Annotated in this window: 21 protein-coding genes; all 21 read left to right on the top strand. The window is 32.7% G+C overall.

All coding sequences use genetic code 11. The features are described from left to right. Window positions 1–103 precede the first annotated feature (103 nt). The 21 genes from D9842_RS25910 (at window position 104) to D9842_RS12305 (ending at window position 18,681) form a co-directional block, all read left to right on the top strand. On the top strand, window positions 104–265 hold the full coding sequence (locus D9842_RS25910; RefSeq protein WP_162987414.1) for a YwzD family small protein: 162 nt from the start codon (window positions 104–106) through the stop codon (window positions 263–265). Then, window positions 262–870, top strand: a complete 609-nt coding sequence (locus D9842_RS12405) for a sugar transferase (RefSeq protein WP_121662808.1) — start codon at window positions 262–264, stop codon at window positions 868–870. The genes D9842_RS25910 and D9842_RS12405 overlap by 4 nt, the downstream gene beginning before the upstream one ends. Further along, window positions 870–1,514 carry an acetyltransferase gene (locus D9842_RS12400; RefSeq protein WP_121662807.1) on the top strand — a complete coding sequence of 215 codons (645 nt, stop codon included), beginning with the start codon at window positions 870–872 and terminating at the stop codon, window positions 1,512–1,514. The genes D9842_RS12405 and D9842_RS12400 overlap by 1 nt, the downstream gene beginning before the upstream one ends. A gap of 53 nt (window positions 1,515–1,567) precedes the next feature. Further along, window positions 1,568–2,707, top strand: coding sequence for a DegT/DnrJ/EryC1/StrS family aminotransferase (locus D9842_RS12395; RefSeq protein WP_121665052.1), 1,140 nt, complete (start codon window positions 1,568–1,570; stop codon window positions 2,705–2,707). 31 nt (window positions 2,708–2,738) lie between these two features. Continuing rightward, window positions 2,739–3,080, top strand: a complete 342-nt coding sequence (locus D9842_RS12390) for a helix-turn-helix domain-containing protein (RefSeq protein WP_121662806.1) — start codon at window positions 2,739–2,741, stop codon at window positions 3,078–3,080. Between the two features lie 19 nt (window positions 3,081–3,099). Continuing rightward, the gene (locus D9842_RS12385) at window positions 3,100–3,840 is read left to right on the top strand and encodes a glycosyltransferase family 32 protein (RefSeq protein ID WP_121662805.1); all 741 of its coding nucleotides are present in this window, start codon (window positions 3,100–3,102) and stop codon (window positions 3,838–3,840) included. Between the two features lie 8 nt (window positions 3,841–3,848). Next, window positions 3,849–4,487: an acyltransferase gene (locus D9842_RS12380; RefSeq protein WP_121662804.1), complete on the top strand. Its 639-nt coding sequence runs from the start codon at window positions 3,849–3,851 to the stop codon at window positions 4,485–4,487. 24 nt (window positions 4,488–4,511) lie between these two features. Further along, on the top strand, window positions 4,512–5,711 hold the full coding sequence (locus tag D9842_RS12375; RefSeq protein WP_121662803.1) for a glycosyltransferase: 1,200 nt from the start codon (window positions 4,512–4,514) through the stop codon (window positions 5,709–5,711). 208 nt (window positions 5,712–5,919) lie between these two features. Then, entirely contained in the window at window positions 5,920–7,695 is a 1,776-nt protein-coding gene (locus tag D9842_RS12370; protein WP_121662802.1) for an ABC transporter ATP-binding protein, read from the top strand. A gap of 33 nt (window positions 7,696–7,728) precedes the next feature. Further along, window positions 7,729–8,502: a glycosyltransferase family 2 protein gene (locus D9842_RS12365; RefSeq protein WP_121662801.1), complete on the top strand. Its 774-nt coding sequence runs from the start codon at window positions 7,729–7,731 to the stop codon at window positions 8,500–8,502. Window positions 8,503–8,803: 301 nt separating this feature from the next. Next, entirely contained in the window at window positions 8,804–9,976 is a 1,173-nt protein-coding gene (locus tag D9842_RS12355; RefSeq protein WP_121662799.1) for a glycosyltransferase, read from the top strand. A 3-nt stretch (window positions 9,977–9,979) separates the two neighbouring features. Further along, window positions 9,980–10,786, top strand: coding sequence for a 6-hydroxymethylpterin diphosphokinase MptE-like protein (locus D9842_RS12350; protein ID WP_121662798.1), 807 nt, complete (start codon window positions 9,980–9,982; stop codon window positions 10,784–10,786). Continuing rightward, window positions 10,783–11,529, top strand: coding sequence for a 3-deoxy-manno-octulosonate cytidylyltransferase (locus D9842_RS12345; protein ID WP_121662797.1), 747 nt, complete (start codon window positions 10,783–10,785; stop codon window positions 11,527–11,529). Before D9842_RS12350 ends, D9842_RS12345 begins: the two co-directional genes overlap by 4 nt. A 38-nt stretch (window positions 11,530–11,567) precedes the next feature. Continuing rightward, on the top strand, window positions 11,568–12,407 hold the full coding sequence (kdsA, locus tag D9842_RS12340; RefSeq protein ID WP_121662796.1) for a 3-deoxy-8-phosphooctulonate synthase: 840 nt from the start codon (window positions 11,568–11,570) through the stop codon (window positions 12,405–12,407). Continuing rightward, window positions 12,379–13,392, top strand: coding sequence for a KpsF/GutQ family sugar-phosphate isomerase (locus tag D9842_RS12335; RefSeq protein WP_121662795.1), 1,014 nt, complete (start codon window positions 12,379–12,381; stop codon window positions 13,390–13,392). Before kdsA ends, D9842_RS12335 begins: the two co-directional genes overlap by 29 nt. After that, the gene (locus tag D9842_RS12330; protein ID WP_121662794.1) at window positions 13,389–13,925 is read left to right on the top strand and encodes a KdsC family phosphatase; all 537 of its coding nucleotides are present in this window, start codon (window positions 13,389–13,391) and stop codon (window positions 13,923–13,925) included. The genes D9842_RS12335 and D9842_RS12330 overlap by 4 nt, the downstream gene beginning before the upstream one ends. Further along, entirely contained in the window at window positions 13,918–14,751 is an 834-nt protein-coding gene (locus D9842_RS12325; RefSeq protein ID WP_162987413.1) for a 6-hydroxymethylpterin diphosphokinase MptE-like protein, read from the top strand. The genes D9842_RS12330 and D9842_RS12325 overlap by 8 nt, the downstream gene beginning before the upstream one ends. Then, window positions 14,723–15,619 carry a 6-hydroxymethylpterin diphosphokinase MptE-like protein gene (locus tag D9842_RS12320; RefSeq protein ID WP_121662792.1) on the top strand — a complete coding sequence of 299 codons (897 nt, stop codon included), beginning with the start codon at window positions 14,723–14,725 and terminating at the stop codon, window positions 15,617–15,619. Before D9842_RS12325 ends, D9842_RS12320 begins: the two co-directional genes overlap by 29 nt. 105 nt (window positions 15,620–15,724) lie before the next feature. After that, entirely contained in the window at window positions 15,725–16,768 is a 1,044-nt protein-coding gene (locus tag D9842_RS12315) for an N-acetylneuraminate synthase family protein (protein ID WP_121662791.1), read from the top strand. Window positions 16,769–16,820: 52 nt separating this feature from the next. Beyond that, window positions 16,821–17,972 (top strand): UDP-N-acetylglucosamine 2-epimerase, encoded by a 1,152-nt coding sequence (neuC, locus tag D9842_RS12310; protein WP_121662790.1) that lies wholly within the window; start codon window positions 16,821–16,823, stop codon window positions 17,970–17,972. Further along, window positions 17,965–18,681: an acylneuraminate cytidylyltransferase family protein gene (locus tag D9842_RS12305; protein ID WP_121662789.1), complete on the top strand. Its 717-nt coding sequence runs from the start codon at window positions 17,965–17,967 to the stop codon at window positions 18,679–18,681. Before neuC ends, D9842_RS12305 begins: the two co-directional genes overlap by 8 nt. Window positions 18,682–18,688: the final 7 nt, after the last annotated feature.

The raw sequence follows: 18,688 nt of genomic DNA, 5'->3' as shown, positions 1-18,688 counted from the left end.
AATAAAATTAATTAAATAAAGTATAGCCAAGATGTGAGTCCTTGCTTTGTAGTAAGGACTTTTTGTTAAAAACAAATAATTATTAGTATGAAAGGAAAGGATAATGGTTATTTCAGAACGATTGAACGAGCATAGATTGAAAGAAATATTAATGAAAATGTATGTTAAGGGTATGGAAACAGAAAATATGCATGTGAATGAACTTATCGAAGAAATAATAGAGCAAATTTTAGATGATTCCATAAGTTTGAGGAGTGAAGAATGAAGCGGATTTTTGATTTTACGATTTCATTTATTATATTTGTATGTCTATGTCCAGTTTTCTTTATAATTGCTTTGTTAATCAAAGTTAGACTTGGCTCACCTATTATTTTTAAACAGAAAAGACCAGGGTTAAATGGAAAAATCTTTTGGCTATATAAATTTAGAACAATGACAGACGAACGAGATAATGCCGGTGAAATTCTTCCAGATGTTATGAGACTTACACGATTCGGTAAATTCCTACGCAAATATAGTTTAGATGAATATCCTCAATTATGGAACGTCATTAAAGGAGATTTAAGTTTGGTAGGTCCAAGGCCTTTACTTGTTGAATATTTGCCCCTTTATACAAAGGAACAAGCACTAAGACATAAGGTTAGGCCAGGAATTACGGGCTGGGCACAAGTGAATGGGAGAAATAATCTATCCTGGGAGGAAAAATTCAAGCTAGATGTTTGGTACGTTAGAAATCAATCATTCTTCTTAGATATAAAAATCCTATTTTTAACGGTGTATAAAGTAATCATTTCAGACGGAATTAATCAACCAGGGAATGCAACAGTAGAAAACTTTAAGGGATCAAAGTCAGTTGGAGGAGGTCATTAATGAAAATAATGATTATTGGTCATGGCGGACATAGTAAAGTGGTTACTGATATCGTCCATGCTACAAAGGGACTTCATATCATTGGTTACCTTGATAACAAATATGAAAAAGTTCAAGTCATGAATCATGTCATTTATGCTCCTTTACATGCTGTTCATGATCTGAAGAAGAAAATCGGAGAAATCCAGTTTGTTATAGCTATTGGAGATAACAAAATTAGAAAAATGATAGTAGAAAAGCTAAAGATAACTGAAAAAGAGTTTATTACAGTCATACATCCAACTTCAGTTGTAAGTCCAAGTGCAAAGGTCGGCAGCGGTACAGTTGTAATGCCTAATACAATTATCAATGCAGATACAATTATAGGAGATCATTGTATCTTAAATTCAGGATCAATTGTGGAACATGATGGTACTATAGAAGATTTTGTTCACATATGTCCTAACAGTACAATTGCTGGAACGGTTACGATTGGTGAAGGGTGTATGGTAGGAAGTGGAGCAACCATTATTCCAAATAAGAAGATAGGTGAATGGACAACGATTGGTGCAGGAGCTACTGTTACGAAAGATCTCCCTTCCAACTGTCTAGCAGTTGGAACTCCTGCCAAAGCAAAAATGAAAGATAAAATAATTGTGGGGTGAATTTTTTGAATGGCGAAACCTATAAAAAAAGGATTTATTTATCTTCCCCACATATGAGTGGGCAAGAACTAAAATACATTGAGGAAGCATTTAAAACCAATTGGATTGCTCCAATCGGGCCAAATGTAGATGCATTTGAAAAGGAAATAGCTCAGTATGTAGGAGCCAATGAAGCATTAGCCGTAAGTTCGGGAACGGCAGCTATTCATTTGGCTCTTTCTTTATTAGGAGTAACACGAGATGACAAAGTATTTTGCTCTAGTCTTACTTTTATAGCAAGTGCAAATCCAATAATTTATCAAGGTGCTGAACCTATATTTATTGATTCTGAACCTGAAACTTGGAATATGTCTCCCAATGCTTTACAAAGAGCTTTTCAAGATGCGGTTAAAGAGGGGATTCTTCCAAAAGCTGTTATTGTGGTAAATCTTTATGGACAGAGTGCTAAAATGGATGAAATTATAGGGATCTGTAATCAATACGATGTTCCAATAATAGAAGACGCGGCAGAGTCATTAGGAGCTTCGTATAAGGGGAGAGCGAGTGGAACTTTCGGAAAGTTTGGCATCTACTCCTTTAATGGAAATAAGATTATAACAACATCTAGTGGAGGCATGTTGATATCCGACGACTGTGATGCACTAAAGAAAGCAAGATTTCTTGCAACACAGGCAAGAGATGATGCCCCTCATTATCAGCATAGTCAAATTGGATTCAATTATCGTTTAAGTAATATTTTAGCTGGTGTGGGAAGAGCCCAACTTGAGGTATTAGAGGATCGAATCGAATCTAGAAGGGCCATTTTCGAACGTTATTTAGAGGAGCTTTCAACTCTTCCCGGTTTTTCATTTATGCCTGAACTAGAGGATACTTTTTCTAATCGTTGGCTAACTGCATTAACAATTAATGAGGAGGAAGCTGGAGTATCTGTATTAGATATTTTAACAGCTTTAAGTGAGGAGCAGATTGAAGCAAGGCCTGTTTGGAAGCCGCTTCACCTTCAGCCTGTTTTTTATGGCAAGAAGTATTATCCTCATCATGAACTAGAAAGTATATCAGACAAACTTTTTCAAAACGGGTTATGTTTGCCCTCAGGGTCAAATATGACTGATGAAGATTTCGAGAGAATTATTAATTGTATAAAACAAACAGTTATTAAAAGTAAACAAAAAGTAGAGATAAATAGTATTTAGTTTCTATTTGAAAATGAACGGAGAATGAAACTTGTTAGGAGATTTGATCTGTAATAGACGTAAACAGAAGGGGTTAACGTTATCAGAAGTGGCTAAACGGGCAAAAGTGTCTAAATCATACTTAAGTAATATTGAACGGAATTTAAATCTCAATCCTTCCTTACAAGTTGTGGGAAGAATAGCGACAGTTTTGGATGTAGATATAAACGTGCTCTTAAACCCAGGGAAAAAGATAAGACTGCAACAACAAGATATAGATCCTGTTTTGATTGAATTAGCTACAACGCTCAAAGAATCAGGAATAGATAAGGAAGAAATCAAAGAATATAAAACACTTATAGAATTTATTCAATGGAGGAAACAAAAAAAGTAGAAAGGTCAGAGGGAGACAAATGAACTCTACAAAGGATATTCCCAAAACTATTCATTACTGTTGGTTTGGTGGGAAAGAAAAGCCTGAAATTGTTAAAAGATGTATTGCGAGCTGGCAGAAGCATTTATCAGATTATGAGATTGTGGAATGGAACGAAACGAATTTTGATATAAGCATAAATTCATATGTAAAAGAAGCATACGCTTCAGGAAAATTCGCATTTGTCAGCGATTATGTAAGAGTGCATGCATTATATCACTACGGAGGTATATATTTAGATACAGATGTAGAAGTGTATAAGTCATTTAATGATTTATTACACCATCCTTCCTTCTGGGGGTTTGAGCAAGAAAACTATGTTGCAACAAGTACAATTGGAGCACAAAAAGGAAATATATTAATTGAGCAATTTCTTGATTCGTATAAGGATAAGAAGTTTCTTAATGAAGACGGTACAGTAAACAGTTTAACAAATGTAGTCTTTATTACGAGGTTGCTTGAGAGCTTGGGACTTAAAACTAATGGTAAGCATCAGGAGATTGAAGGGATGGGTGTTTTTTACCCTCAAACCTATTTTTCTCCGTATGATTATATTAATTGTCAAAGCTTTTTAACAGAACATACATATGCCATGCATCATTTTTATAAGAGTTGGTTGCCGCTCAGGGTGAGAATAAAGGGGAAAATAAAAACATACCTTTCAAGATTAATAGGCGGTCACAATATTGCAAAATTACGAAAAATTGTGAGTGAAAAGTAATAAGGGGCATGGTGAATGTGATAATAAAGATAGTTAAGACTCTAGTTGCTGAGAGTAAAAAACGTGGTATTATGATTACGTTTTTTATGAATATCTCCCATTTGTTTGGAATTTTTAGAGGAATGCTATTCAAGCTCCTCTATTTTAAAAACATAAAATCAACTATATTTTCTTTACAGTCTAATAGTAAAATAGAAATTTTCAATAAAAATGCTAGAATTCAAGTTGGCAAGTTTGTCTTCATCCGTAAAAACGCAAGCCTCAGAATAGATTATAATGGAGTACTTACGTTAGATAACAATGTTTTTATTAATGATAATTGCACGATTAATTGTGTTAATCGAATTTCGATAGGACAAAATACAAAAATTGCTCCAAATGTTTGTATTAATGATCATGATCATAATTATAAAAAAAATACTTCTGACCATTTAATAAGAGGTGAAGTGACGATTGGTGAGAATGTTTGGATAGGTTCGAATGTAGTAATTTTAAGGGATACACATATTGGAGATAATGTAGTCATCGCAGCTGGTAGTGTGGTGAAAGGAAATGTTCCATCAAACACAATCTATTTGAATAAAAGAGAAATAGATACACGACCTATTCAGCATGATTATAATAGGCTAGTAAAAGTCCAAGGATAATACTTCAATTAGGTGAGGGAAAGAATGAAAAAAAATGTATTAATTGCCGTATATAATTTGGAGATAGGTGGAATTGAAAGAAGCTTAATCAATATGTTAGAAAGCTTTGACTACTATAACTATAATGTTGATCTTTTAATTTATCACCATGTTGGAGAGTTTATGAGCCTTATACCGAGTTCTGTAAATGTGTTGCCTGAAATAGGAAAATACAGTGTGTTTCGGAAACCTGTTGCTCTCTGTATTAAGGAAAAACAGTATTCATTAGCTTTTACTCGAGTGTTAGCAAAATATATGGCAGAGATTAAATCTAAGTCTAGGAATCTAGTGGAAGGATCAGGTTATATTCAAATGCAGCTAGCACAAAAATATTCCTCAATTCTTTTACCTAGGCTGGAAAAAAATTATGATGTAGCGATAAGCTATGCATGGCCACATGATATTGTCGCATATAAGGTGAGAGCTAAAAAGAAAATCGCATGGATACATACAGACTATAGTAAGTTAGAAATTGATAATGAGTTAGATTTAAAGGTATGGAATCAATTTGATTATATTGCTTCAGTATCAGATGCATGCAAAGATTCCTTCCTAGAAACCTATCCAACTTTAAAAAAGAAGTTGATGGTTGTAGAAAATATAACTTCACCTAACTTCATTAAGAAAATGGCAGCGGAAACACCAAGGGTTATTGAAAATGAAGCAAATACCTTTAAAATCGTCTCTGTTGGTAGACTATCTTATGTTAAAGGATTTGATATGGCAATAGAAGCGCTTGGACGCTTACATGAAAAAGGACTCACGAATATAAAGTGGTACATTATTGGTTATGGCGGATATGAGAAAGAACTGAAAAATTTAATCATTAGACATAATTTAAAAGACAGTTTTATTCTATTAGGAAAAAAAACAAACCCTTATCCATATATAAAGGAATGTGACCTTTACGTACAACCATCCAGATATGAAGGAAAGGCTGTAACTGTTTCGGAGGCTAAGATTTTAGGAAAACCAATACTGATTACAAATTATCCAACAGCTTCTAGCCAATTAGAGAATGGCATTGAAGGAGTTATTTGTGATCTTAGTGTTCAAGGTTTATCAAAAGGAATAGAGGATTTGTATCAAAATCATAATTTGAAAGAAACATTGGTAAACAATATTAAAAGGATAGATTATAGCAATAACTTTGAGCTAGAAAAGATATATAAGATTATTAGCTAATTTCTTAAAAACGAAAAAAATGTCGAATATTTATTCTTTAATAAGAATTTATTTTGAGTTATTGTATTATATATAGAACAGATTTCTCGCAGGTATATTTTTTTGAGTATTAAGTTCTTTATAATGAACAAAAAGTGAAATATTTGCAAAAAAGTTGGTGTTTTTACATTTGCCCAATGTAAATAAACATTATTGAGGTGTGACTAATGTGAAAGATACAATACGAAAGCTAAGATTTCTTTTTAATAAGAAAGAAAAGAAAAAGTTTTTATTACTCTTTATGATGATGATCATCGCTGCAATATTTGAAACAGCAGGTATTGGACTAATCATACCCTTTGTTGGAATTGTGACAAATCCTGATTTGGTTCAAGAACAATCATTCTTATCTTCTACATATGATCTTTTAAACTTTCAAACAATGAATGCCTTTATTTTATTCGCTGTTGGTGTTTTATTATCATTCTATGTTTTGAAAAATATTTATTTATTACTCTTTTACTATGTACAGTATAGAGTGATCTTTAATCAAAGAGTAAAACTGTCTCGAACAATGTTTAAGGAGTATTTGACGAAACCATATACATTTCACTTGCAGAGGAACTCCGCTGAGTTGCTTAGGAATATAAATGGCGAAGTGTCAAAGGTTTTCGGAGGAATTGTATTAGCAGGTTTTCAATTATTAACTGAAACATTAGTTATTATATCGATCCTAATTTTACTAGTATATACAGCACCTTTAGCAACCCTTATAGCTGGTTTATTGTTACTTGGAAGTGTCATGATATTTTTCAAAACCTTCCGCAAGAAAATTTCCTTTTTAGGAAAAGAGGAGCAAAGAGTAAATCGTGAGGTAATCAAATCTGTAAATCAAGGCTTAGGGGCAAGTAAAGAGGTAAAGGTATCAGGAAAGGAAAACTACTTTGTTCAAGCATATGATAAACATAGTCAAATTCTAGCCAGAAATACTGTTTATAAAAATATTTTAGATCAGGTACCAAGGTTTTTTATCGAGACATTGTTAGTAGCGGTAGTCTTGATTACAATGGTTACACTTGTTTTCCAAGGGTCTGATACTAGTAAGTTAGTTTCAACGATGTCATTATTTGCAATGGCGGCTTTTCGACTGATGCCATCTATTAATAGAATTGTTTCTTTGCTAACGTCTATTCGATTTAATCAGCCGGCTTTGTCAGTCGTCTATCATGACTTAGTTCAAGATACTGCTAATATAACATTTTCACATATAGACTCACAAAATAGGGTGAAATCAGAAATTCAAGGGAAAACATTTCGTCATTCGATTAACTTAGAAAACGTGTATTTTAGATACCCAAATCAAAAGGAATATTCAATAGAGGATGTATCTTTATCAATTCCTATCGGGAGTTCAGTTGCTTTTGTTGGATCATCAGGAGCGGGAAAAACAACGATTGTAGATATTATACTCGGACTTTTAGAACCAGATAAAGGGAAAGTTTCTGTTGATGGGAAAGAGCTAAAGGAACTCTTACCAATTTGGAAAAGTAAAATTGGATATATCCCGCAATCTATTTATTTATCAGATGAAACGATTAAGAAAAACATTGCATTTGGAATTGATGACAGTGACATTGACGAAACTGCAGTTCAAAAGGCAATAGAAGATGCGCAGCTAAAAGAGTTTACTGAAACACTTCCAGAAGGCTTAGATACCATTGTTGGAGAACGAGGTGTTAGGCTTTCAGGAGGTCAACGACAGCGTATTGGTATTGCCAGAGCACTGTATCATAATCCAGAAATTATCTTCTTGGATGAAGCGACTTCAGCATTAGATAATGAGACAGAAATGGAAATCATGAAGGCTATTGATGGGCTTAAGGGTGAAAAAACTCTAATAATAATTGCTCACCGATTAAGTACCATTCAAAATTGTGATATTGTCTATAAAATCGACCGAGGAAGCTTACTTTCAACACAACATAAATTAAAACAAACAATGTGAAAGATATAACATACTAAATGGGAGGAGGAGAGGATACTGCCAACTATTAGTGTAATAATTCCAGTTTATAATGTTGAAAAATACCTAAACCGCTGTGTTGATAGTGTTTTGAACCAAAGGTTCCAGGATTTTGAAATAATTCTAATTAATGATGGTTCTACTGATAAATCGGGAATTATTTGTGATGAGTATGCTCGACAAGATCATCGAATAAAAGTAATTCACAAAAAAAATGCAAGAGTTGCAGCAGCTAGAAATGATGGTATTAAAATGGCCAGAGGAACCTATGTAAGTTTCATCGACTCAGATGATTGGATTGAACCCGAGATGTTTCAAGTGATGGTAAGTAAAGCAGAAGAATTTAAATTGGATTTTATAATGTGCGATTATAAAAAAAAATCGGATTATTTCGAAGACAAGCGAACACAACCTATACGGGGTGGGTATTACTCACGGGAAGATATAAAGAACGAACTTTTCCAATGTTTAATTATGTTTGAACATATAGAATTTCCACCTACTATTTCAAATTGGGTTTGTTTATTTAATTTACATTTCCTCTTGGAAAACAATTTGCTCTACGATGAGGATATTCACTATTGTGAGGATTCATTATTCGGATCGAAAGTAATGTACCATGCAAAAGACTTTTATTATTTGAAAAATCAGCATTACTATAATTATTTTTACAATCCTAACTCGACTACTAACACTTATAATGAAAATAAATGGAATTCTTACCTGAAAATTAATCAGAGGTTAACGGAGTATTTTGGAGATGCAAGTGAATTTGACTTTTCAAGGTAAATAAAAGTTAACTTGTTGTATTTTACATTAAATACCATAGGGCAGAACTCACCGGAAAATTTAGAAGACAGAATAATAAGTATTAAAAATATAATGAACCACCCAAAAGTTATTGAACTATTTATAGGATTTAATATGCCTAAAGTATCTTGGAAGACTAAAGTTGCAATTCTGCTTATTAAATTTAAAATGGCTAGACTTTACAATTATATGATTATTCCAAAATCTAAAATGTGATATATTAAAGTTTTTTGGATAAGAATTGGAAAAAGATAAACTATTCGATTAGAGAGGTTATAAATTGAAAAAGAAAGTACTATTCGTAAATGGTCATTTAAATGTAGGTGGGGTTGAGAACTCTCTTCTTAATGTCTTAAAAAACATAGATTTTGACACTTATGATGTGGATCTAATCCTCTTTGAAGATCTTGGTGACTATGCTAGTGAGGTGCCAAAAGAAGTTAATATTAAATATTATGACTTATCAAAAGCATTTGGTCCAATTAAGAAGTGTTTTCTGGATAATATTAAAGAACGAAATTGGTTCGCTATATGCCTCAGAGTGATTTTTTTACTAGAAAAAAATTTAGGACCATGGGTATTGTCGATAGCAAAACCACTTTTTAAATTACAAAAAACTTACGATTGTGCTATTGCATATCGAGTAGGCATATGTACTGACTTTGTCGGATACTTAGTTGACAGCACTAAGAAGATAACCTGGTGGCATCATGGAACATACGATATACCTCAAAATCAACAAAAGCGATGGATCAAAGTTTTAAGTAGATTTGATAGGCTAATAGCTGTATCTGATAGCAGTAAAAAGATGCTTAATGATAATATCCCTGGAATTAATAAAAAACTGCTTACCATCCCTAATATAATAAATGTGGAGGAAATACAGAAAAAAGCAAATGAACCAATTAATGATATTAATTTTACTGAGGACGTTACTTTACTAAGTGTAGGAAGGTTATCACCAGAAAAGGGTATGATAAATTGTGTTCATTCCTGTAAAAAATTAGTAGAAAAAGGGTTTGATGTGAAATGGTATCTCATAGGTGAAGGTATAGAACGAGATAGAATTACCAGGTGTATTAAAGAATATAACTTAGAAAATAATATTTTTCTTTTAGGCTCAATTTCAAATCCTTATCCTTATATTAAAAATGCGAACATATACGTCCATCCATCACTTGTAGAATCTTTATCTATAACAGTATTAGAGGCATTAGCATTAAACACACCTGTAATAGTTGCGGAATCTATGGGTCCAAAGGAATTTATACGTCACAAAGAAAATGGTCTGCTTGTCGATTCAACGCCAGAAGGACTAGCTGATGGGATTGTTTACTTATTAGAGGACAATCATATTTATAAGCAATTAAATGAAGATAAAAGTGAACTTTTAAGAAATTACAGTCCTGCTGTGATAATGAAAAAAATATTTAGACTGATTGAGGTTGGTTAGAAAATGAAAATTGTAAAAAGATCTCTATCAAAAGCTATTTATAAAACTAATAAATATATTAGTGAAGTTATCTTTCCATTTACTAAAACTGGGAATAATCTTAAAGCTTTACAAGATATACATATGAGTGAACGTTGTTTTATTATCGGTAATGGTCCTAGTCTAACAACCGAAGATCTCAAGAGACTAAAAAATGAAGTAACTTTTGCCTTCAATAGAATTTATTATATATTTGATCAAACAGACTGGCGACCTACATATTACTGCTCTGAAGATGATAAAACGATTTTAAATAGTAGAGATGAGATTGATAGCCTTAAAATAGAAAATAAATTTTTCCCTTTAAACTTTCCAAGAGATTATAAGATACAATTCAGAAATGCAAAGTACTATATATTCAAATTTAGTGATAAAAATGTTGAGCCCAAATTCTCTAATGACATTGTTAAAGGAATTTACTGGGGAAACACGGTAACATACACCGCTATTCAAATGGCTGTATATATGGGCATAAAAGAAATTTACTTATTAGGTGTTGATCATAATTTTAGTAAAATGATTAATGATAAAGGTGAAATAATTATTGATAAGACAGCAAAAGACTATTTTACAAAAGAATACAATACAGACAAAGAAGATCTATATATCCCTAATGTTGAAGTATCAACAAGATCATTCAAAGCTGCAAAAAAATACGCAGATAAAAACGATATAAAGATTTACAACGCAACACGCGGTGGTAAATTAGAAGTTTTTGAAAGAGTAGATTTTGATAAAATATTTTTTGAGAATGAGAGGGTAACAATATGAGAATAGTTGGAGTGATACCAGCAAGAGGTGGTTCTGCAAGATTTTATAATAAACCATTAGCCAATATACTTGGAAAACCAATGGTATGGTGGGTTTACACACATTCAAAGCAAGTAGATTGTTTCGATGAGGTATATATCGCAACGGATAGTGAAGAAATTAAATCAGTATGTGAAAGCTTTGGGGCAAAAGTCATAATGACATCCAGTGAGCATGATACAGCAACTGAAAGACTTTTTGAAGTATCACAATCCATAGATGCTGACCTATATGTCATGGTAAATGGTGATGAGCCAGTTATAGAAGCAAAAGATATCGTAAAATGTATTCCTGCCAATTTAAATAAAGAAGGTTTTTATGTGTCAAATCTCATGACGAATTTTTCTGATCCTGTTGAAGTAGTTGATACCTCTAACCTAAAAATAGTTACAAACAAAGATGGAATTTGTTTATTCATATCACGAAGTCCAATACCTTTCCCTAAGGGTGGGATGAACTATACCTACCAGAAATTTGTTGGTGTAGGAGCATTTACGAAAAAAGCTCTACAATACTACCATGAAACACCGAGGGGACCTATTGAGAAAATTGAGGAAAACGATTCTTTTAGATTTATTGAAAACAGAAAGGACATCTATTACATAAATGCCCTTTGTGAAACGATATCTGTTGATACACCTAAAGATATTGAAAAGGTTGAAGAATATATGATGAAAAATAGGAAAATAGCAGTAATTCAATAATAGGTGAAAATTCTAAATATCTGAAGGGAGAATGAAAAATGAAGGCAATTAATGTTGGTAATATTAAAGTAGATCATAACATGTTAACTCTGATAGCAGGACCATGTGTAATTGAGTCAGAAGAACAAGTCATGAATTTGGCTAAAAGGATGAAAGACATTACAGGGAAGCTAGGGGTTCCTTTTATTTTTAAATCATCGTTCGATAAAGCGAACAGAACGTCTGTTAATTCGTTCAGAGGACCTGGATTACAGGAAGGATTACGTATTTTGAAAAAAGTTAAGGATGAGTTAGATGTACCAGTAGTAACCGATATTCACGAAGCCTATCAAGCAGAAATCGTTGCAGAGGTTGTGGATATGCTACAAATCCCTGCATTTTTATGTAGACAAACAGATCTATTAATCGCAGCTGCACAAACTGGATTACCAGTTAACATAAAGAAAGCACAGTTTTTATCTGCAATGGATATGAAAAATGTTGTCACAAAGGTTTTGGAATCAGGCAATGAAAAAATTCTATTAACAGAAAGAGGAAACACATTTGGTTACAACAATTTAGTCGTTGATATGACAAATCTAATTGAAATGAAAAAGTACGGGTATCCAGTAGTTTTTGATGCGACTCACAGTGTTCAAAAACCAGGAGGGAATCTTACGTCTACTGGTGGTAATAGAGAATACGTAGAACCATTAGCTAAAGCAGCTTTAGCTGTAGGTGCAGATGTACTATTTATGGAAGTACATGAAGATCCAGACAATGCAATGTCAGATGGTCCGAATATGGTAAGACTTGATGATGTTGAGGTAATGTTACAAAAATTAATAAAAGTATATAAGGCGGTGCGCGATGTTGAACAACATAGCTACTCTATCTGAAGTGAAAATTGGAAACAAAATAGATATTCTTTCAGAAGCTAGATATGTTTTTGAGACTGAAGTAAATGCGATCAATCTAGTAAAGGATGCACTAGATGGAAGGTTTGTCCAAATAGTTGAATTGATTTCTAACTGTAAAGGGAAAGTAGTTGTTACAGGGATGGGAAAGCCAGGACATGTTTCAAGAAAGATAGCAGCAACATTATCTAGTCTTGGGACGTCGTCATTCTTCCTTCACCCTGCAGAGGCCCAGCACGGAGATTTAGGGATGATCTCGTCAAATGATATTGTAATAGCAATTAGCTATAGCGGAGAAAGTGAAGAAATAACTAGAATTCTACCAAACATAAAACTTATAGGAGCAACCATCATTGGGATCTCTGGTAATCAATATTCAACACTTGTAAGATACAGTGATTATTCTTTCGTATTTCCGAGGTTTATGGAAGCTTGTTCTATGAACCTTGCACCAACATCTAGTACAACAGTTGAAATGGTCTTGGGAGATGCGTTAGCCGTTTGTTTAGCCAAAATTTATGGTTTTCAAAAAAATAACTATGCCTTGTATCATCCAGCAGGTTCCCTTGGGAAGAAACTACTAATAAAAGTAAGTGATATCGCACATACAGGTGAAAGAAATGCAGTTGTTATGGTTGGTACTAAGCTAAAAGATGCAATCATTGAGATGAGTACCAAAGCAATAGGGATTTTAAACGTAGTTAATGAAGAAAATGAATTAATGGGTGTATTTACAGACGGTGATTTAAAAAGAACGCTTACTAGAGAAGTAAATGTCTATGAATTATCAATAGATGATGTTCTTATAAAAACACCAATCTCCATTAATTTTGATATGCTCGCAGTGGATGCACTAAAGTTAATGAAAGAAAACAACATTTCTGCATTGCCGATCGTAAAAAATGGTAATAAATTAGGCGGTACTATAAGAGTGAACGATATTATTGGAGTGGGTATATTCTTATGATAAAAGAAAAGGATTTATCAAAAATAAAAATGCTTGTAATGGATGTAGATGGTACGCTGACGGATGGGAAAATTTATGTTGGTGACAATGGTGAGGTATTTAAGGCATTTAATGTTAAGGACGGCTATCGTTTAATTACCATCAATAAACACAATATTATTCCAGTTATTATTACAGGAAAGACCTCTGGGATTTTATTGAAACGAGCTGCTGAACTAAAGATTGAAGAGGTGTATCAGGGAATTGACGATAAGTTAAATATATTGGATAAGGTAACTAAAAGATACAACTTATCATACGAAAATGTTGCTTATATAGGTGATGATATTAATGATATTGATTGTATTAGAGCTTGTTCATTTACAGCTAGCCCAGTAGATGCAGTAGATGAAGTTATTGGAATGGTAGATTATGTATGTAAGGTTAAAGGTGGAGACGGAGCTGTACGAGAGTTCATTGACTTAATCTTAGATGCAAAAACAAGTCAAACAAAAATACAAAAACCTTATTATTTGGAGAATAAAGGTGTATAAGTTAAAGAAAAGATTAATTAAAATCTATAATATTTTTAATTTTATAATATCAAAGGTTGTTAACTTTTGTTCAAAAATGAGTATTCCATTAACCAAGAATAACTTTAAAATTTTCCTTTTTAAAAACAGATATAAGGGTAAACGCTGCTTTATTATAGGAAATGGCCCGAGTCTAATTCCAGAGGACTTAGAGAGATTAACAGGTGAATATACTTTTGCATCAAACAAAATATACAAGATATTCAATAAAACTACATGGAGACCAACATTTTATATGGTGGTAGATCCTATAGTATTGAAAGAGAATGTAGAGGATATAAATCTTGTTGAGTCTGATAATAAGTTCACTCTTAAAATTTATAAACACCTATTTAAATCAGATATATATTTTAATAATAATCTCATAAAGGATAAAAGGGGTACTTTCTCAAAAAATATCATGGAATCTTTATACTCCTCAGGGACTGTATCGTATCATATGTTGCAAATAGCTTTTTATATGGGATTTTCAGAAGTTTACTTAATAGGACATGATTACAATTTTAAAGGTGCAGTATCTAAGACGAGAGATTTATCATTTCTTAGTAATGTAGAGAGTTCACCTATCTATTTTACCGAAAACTACATAAGAAAAGATGAAAAGAGAGCAGGGCAGGCACCAGATGAAATGTATAAAGGAATGGAGAAATCTAAACTTGTATTTGAAGAAGCAGGTAGAAAAGTTTTTAATGCGAGCCGAGTATCTTATCTAGATGTTTTTAAGATGAAGGATTTCGATGAACTATTAGGAGTGCAATATGACAAATCTAATAAAAAGATTAATTAATAATACAATTTCATTTTGGGCATGGACTTTCAGGAAAAGGGTAAGACCATTGTTGATTAACTTCAGGATGAGATTTTTGTCAACAAGAGCAAAGCAATATCAGGGGAAACATAATGGAGAAAGTTGCTTCATTATAGGAAATGGTCCAAGTTTGACGCCAGAAGATTTAAATAAAATTAAGAATCAGGTGTCTTTTTCTTCTAATAGAATTAATTTAATTTTAGATAAGACAGCATGGAGACCTTACTATTACACTTTTACAGATTCATTAATAGCTAGCAAATTCTTTGATCAAGTATATCAAATGTCAAAGAAGAAAATGTTTGTTGCTGCTTCTAATACAAGCTATGGATCATTAAAAAAGCATTTTGGAAAGGACTGTGTATTTTTAAGATCCTATTATGAAAAAGATGAAAAAGGTATGCCCAACTTTAGTCATGATGTATCAAAAAAATTGATCCAACACGGAACTGTTACTTTTGCAAATATTCAACTTGCATCTTATATGGGATTTAAAAATATTTATCTGCTTGGAGTTGATCACAATTTTGGAATCAGCAAGCAGAAAGACGGAAAAATTGAGTTGAACGAATATCTATTAGGAAATGATCACTTTGATGAAAAATATTACAATACTGTTGAACATAAGAAAAATACACCAGTAAATATTTATGAAATGACTGAAGCATACTTATCTGCTAAAAAGTATTGCGATGAAATTGGAGTGAAAATCTATAATGCTACCAGAGGTGGGAAGCTAGAGGTGTTTCCTAGAGTAAACTTTGATGAGTTATTTAATGAAAATGGAGAATTTGTTGGAGTTCAAGTAGATTTTGAGAAAGAAAATAACCTGCATAAGGCATTATAGGACTCGTATCAACCAAAATGTCTAGGAAATATTAATTTAAGCTGCACCTAAAAGGTACTGTTGTCAAAATAATTAGATTCTATATATTAATAAGGAGGATATAAAGTGCCTAAGCCATTTATTCAAATTGGTAGTAGAAAAATAGGAGAAGAATTCAAGCCCTTTGTAATTGCAGAAATTGGAATTAATCACGAAGGTAGTTTAGAAGTTGCTAAACAAATGGTAGATGCTGCCCATAGTGCTGGAGCAGAGGTAATAAAGCATCAAACTCATATTGTTGAAGATGAGATGAGTAAAGAAGCTAAAAATGTTATACCAGGAAATACGGATGTATCTATTTATGAGGTAATGGAGAGATGTGCGCTTAACGAGGAGGATGAGACAGAATTAAAGGAGTATGTTGAGTCGTTAGGTATGCTTTTTCTAAGTACTCCATTTTCTAGAGCAGCTGCTGAAAGACTTGAGAGAATGGGGGTTTTAGCATACAAAATTGGATCAGGTGAATGTAATAATTACCCTCTGATAGAACATATTGCATCATACGGTAAACCTATAATTGTTTCTACAGGTATGAACGATATTGAAAGTATTAAGAAAACAGTTGAAATTCTTGAAGGAAAAGGAGTTCAATATGCACTTTTGCACTGTACAAACCTATATCCAACCCCACCACATCTAGTAAGACTTGGAGGTATGGGAGAACTTCAAAAGGTTTTTCCTAATGCAATTATTGGATTATCTGACCACACAGCAAACAATAATGCTGCTTTAGCAGCGACAGCTCTTGGAGCATCAATATTAGAGAGACATTTTACTGATTCCAAGGATAGGCCAGGGCCAGATATCTTATGTTCAATGGATTCAAAAGACCTAGAAGAATTAATAACTGCTAGCTCAGAAATAGCTAAAATGAGAGGTGGAAAGAAGGAGGCGGCAGTAGAAGAAAAGGTCACATCTGATTTTGCATTTGCAACAATAGTAACAATAAAAGAGCTAAAACAAGGCGATATCCTTACAGAGGATAATATATGGGTTAAAAGGCCTGGTTTAGGTGAAATAAAAGCGGAAAGCTATAAATCGCTATTAGGTAAACAAGTTAATAAGGATATGCAAGTTGATCATCACCTTTCTTGGGCAGATATTGTATAACTAGTCAAATTAATGATGTTAAATTCAGAAAAATTAGAATAGGAGTTTTTGGATGAAAAAAATTCTTTTTTTAACAGGTACTAGGGCTGATTACGGAAAGATAAAGTCCTTAATGAGAAAAGTAGATAATAGTTCGAATCTAGAACTTTATATTTTTGTTACTGGTATGCATATGCTTTCAAAATATGGTTCTACATGGAGGGAATTGGATAAGGACGGCTTTCGAAACAAGTATCATTTTGTTAACCAACAACAAAACTCTAAAATGGATATGACTTTAAGTAACACAATTTTAGGACTAAGCAATTATGTACATGAATTACAGCCCGATTTGATTGTTGTACACGGTGATAGACTTGAGGCCCTAGCTGGAGCAATTGTTGGTGCATTTAATAATATAAAAGTTGCTCATATAGAGGGAGGAGAGGTCTCAGGTACAATAGATGAATCAATTAGACATTCCATTACAAAGCTGTCACATATTCACTTTGTAAGCAATATAGAAGCCAAGAAGAGAATAATTCAGTTGGGAGAACCAGAGGAAAGTATCTTTGTTATTGGTTCACCAGATATAGATGTTATGCTTTCAAATGATTTACCATCAATTGAAAGAGTAAAAGAACATTATAATATTAATTATGATCAATTTTCTGTTTTAATGTATCATCCTGTGACCACTCAGATAGAGAAACTACATATGAATGTACAACAACTAGTAGATGCTCTACTAGAGAGCAACAGAAACTATATAGTTATTTATCCAAATAATGATGAAGGCAGCGATATAATCTTAAGTGAATATAGAAGACTAGAAAATAATACTAGATTCAAACTGTATCCTTCTATGCGTTTTGAGTATTTCTTAACTTTATTAAAACATTGTGATTTTTTAATCGGAAATTCAAGTGCTGGCATACGAGAAGCAGGTGTTTATGGAGTCCCTTCTATTGATATTGGAACTAGACAATTAGGTAGGTATGACTCTATTAAAAATAAAACCATATTACATGTAGAAGACGATAAAGATAGTATTTTACAGGCTACCTATAGTCAGGATGGGATCAGAGTATTTAGCCAAGAATTTGGAGATGGTATAAGTGATGAAAAATTTTTAGCTATACTTGAGGATGGAGATATTTGGAGTTTCGATGTTCAAAAGAGATTTATAGATTATAACTTTACTGGTGAAAAAGCTCATGTATAAAAATATGTCATTTTTGGCTGTTATTCCTGCAAGAGGTGGAAGCAAAGGAATTCCGGGTAAAAATATTATAAATGTGAATGGAAAACCATTAATTCAGTATACAGTTGATGCAGCAAAAAAATCAAAGTATATCGATAGAATAGTCGTATCTACAGATGATTCAAAAATAGCTGATGTATCAATTCAATGTGGAGCAGAAGTTCCATTTCTTAGGCCGGAAAATTTAGCTAACGATACTGCCAAAACGATAGATGTCTTAATTCATACTCTAGAGGAGCTTAATAAATTAGGAAGTCATTTTGACTATATTGTCCTCTTACAACCTACACAACCGTTAAGAACGAATGAGCAGATAGATCTTGCAATTGAAAATATAGTGCTGCAGAATGCGGAGAGTTTAGTAAGTATAACTGAAGTATCAGAGCATCCCGTATTATTTAGAACATTGGATCCCAACGGTGTGGTGCATAATTTGTTAAACACTAATAGTACGATTAGGAGACAAGATTTCCCAAAAATTTATAGGGTAAATGGTTCAATTTATATAAATAAAATAAACGAAAATTTTAATTCAAATACGAGCTTAAATGATAATAAATTGGCATTTTTAATGGGAAGGGAATTTGATATCGATATAGATGAACCTTTTGATTTAGAAGTGTTAAAACTTATTCTAGACCAAAAAAAGCAAATGCCTTCTTTGAGTTAAAGACTTT

Origin of the sequence: Metabacillus litoralis (assembly GCF_003667825.1) — a bacterium.
In the GTDB taxonomy this organism is placed as follows: domain Bacteria; phylum Bacillota; class Bacilli; order Bacillales; family Bacillaceae; genus Metabacillus; species Metabacillus litoralis_B.
Note: the sequence above shows the minus strand (reverse complement) of the source record. Positions and strands in the feature narration are given on the sequence as shown.

What these genes read in the sequence shown, in the direction of transcription:
- D9842_RS12350 (WP_121662798.1), top strand. Translation starts at nt 9,980, where the DNA reads ATGAAAATTGTAAAAAGATCTCTATCAAAAGCTATTTATAAAACTAAT.
- neuC (WP_121662790.1), top strand. Translation starts at nt 16,821, where the DNA reads ATGAAAAAAATTCTTTTTTTAACAGGTACTAGGGCTGATTACGGAAAG.
- D9842_RS12395 (WP_121665052.1), top strand. Translation starts at nt 1,568, where the DNA reads ATGAGTGGGCAAGAACTAAAATACATTGAGGAAGCATTTAAAACCAAT.
- D9842_RS12345 (WP_121662797.1), top strand. Translation starts at nt 10,783, where the DNA reads ATGAGAATAGTTGGAGTGATACCAGCAAGAGGTGGTTCTGCAAGATTT.
- D9842_RS12385 (WP_121662805.1), top strand. Translation starts at nt 3,100, where the DNA reads ATGAACTCTACAAAGGATATTCCCAAAACTATTCATTACTGTTGGTTT.
- D9842_RS12380 (WP_121662804.1), top strand. Translation starts at nt 3,849, where the DNA reads ATGGTGAATGTGATAATAAAGATAGTTAAGACTCTAGTTGCTGAGAGT.
- D9842_RS12335 (WP_121662795.1), top strand. Translation starts at nt 12,379, where the DNA reads ATGTTGAACAACATAGCTACTCTATCTGAAGTGAAAATTGGAAACAAA.
- D9842_RS12400 (WP_121662807.1), top strand. Translation starts at nt 870, where the DNA reads ATGAAAATAATGATTATTGGTCATGGCGGACATAGTAAAGTGGTTACT.
- D9842_RS12320 (WP_121662792.1), top strand. Translation starts at nt 14,723, where the DNA reads ATGACAAATCTAATAAAAAGATTAATTAATAATACAATTTCATTTTGG.
- D9842_RS12405 (WP_121662808.1), top strand. Translation starts at nt 262, where the DNA reads ATGAAGCGGATTTTTGATTTTACGATTTCATTTATTATATTTGTATGT.
- D9842_RS12330 (WP_121662794.1), top strand. Translation starts at nt 13,389, where the DNA reads ATGATAAAAGAAAAGGATTTATCAAAAATAAAAATGCTTGTAATGGAT.
- D9842_RS12375 (WP_121662803.1), top strand. Translation starts at nt 4,512, where the DNA reads ATGAAAAAAAATGTATTAATTGCCGTATATAATTTGGAGATAGGTGGA.
- D9842_RS12305 (WP_121662789.1), top strand. Translation starts at nt 17,965, where the DNA reads ATGTATAAAAATATGTCATTTTTGGCTGTTATTCCTGCAAGAGGTGGA.
- kdsA (WP_121662796.1), top strand. Translation starts at nt 11,568, where the DNA reads ATGAAGGCAATTAATGTTGGTAATATTAAAGTAGATCATAACATGTTA.
- D9842_RS25910 (WP_162987414.1), top strand. Translation starts at nt 104, where the DNA reads ATGGTTATTTCAGAACGATTGAACGAGCATAGATTGAAAGAAATATTA.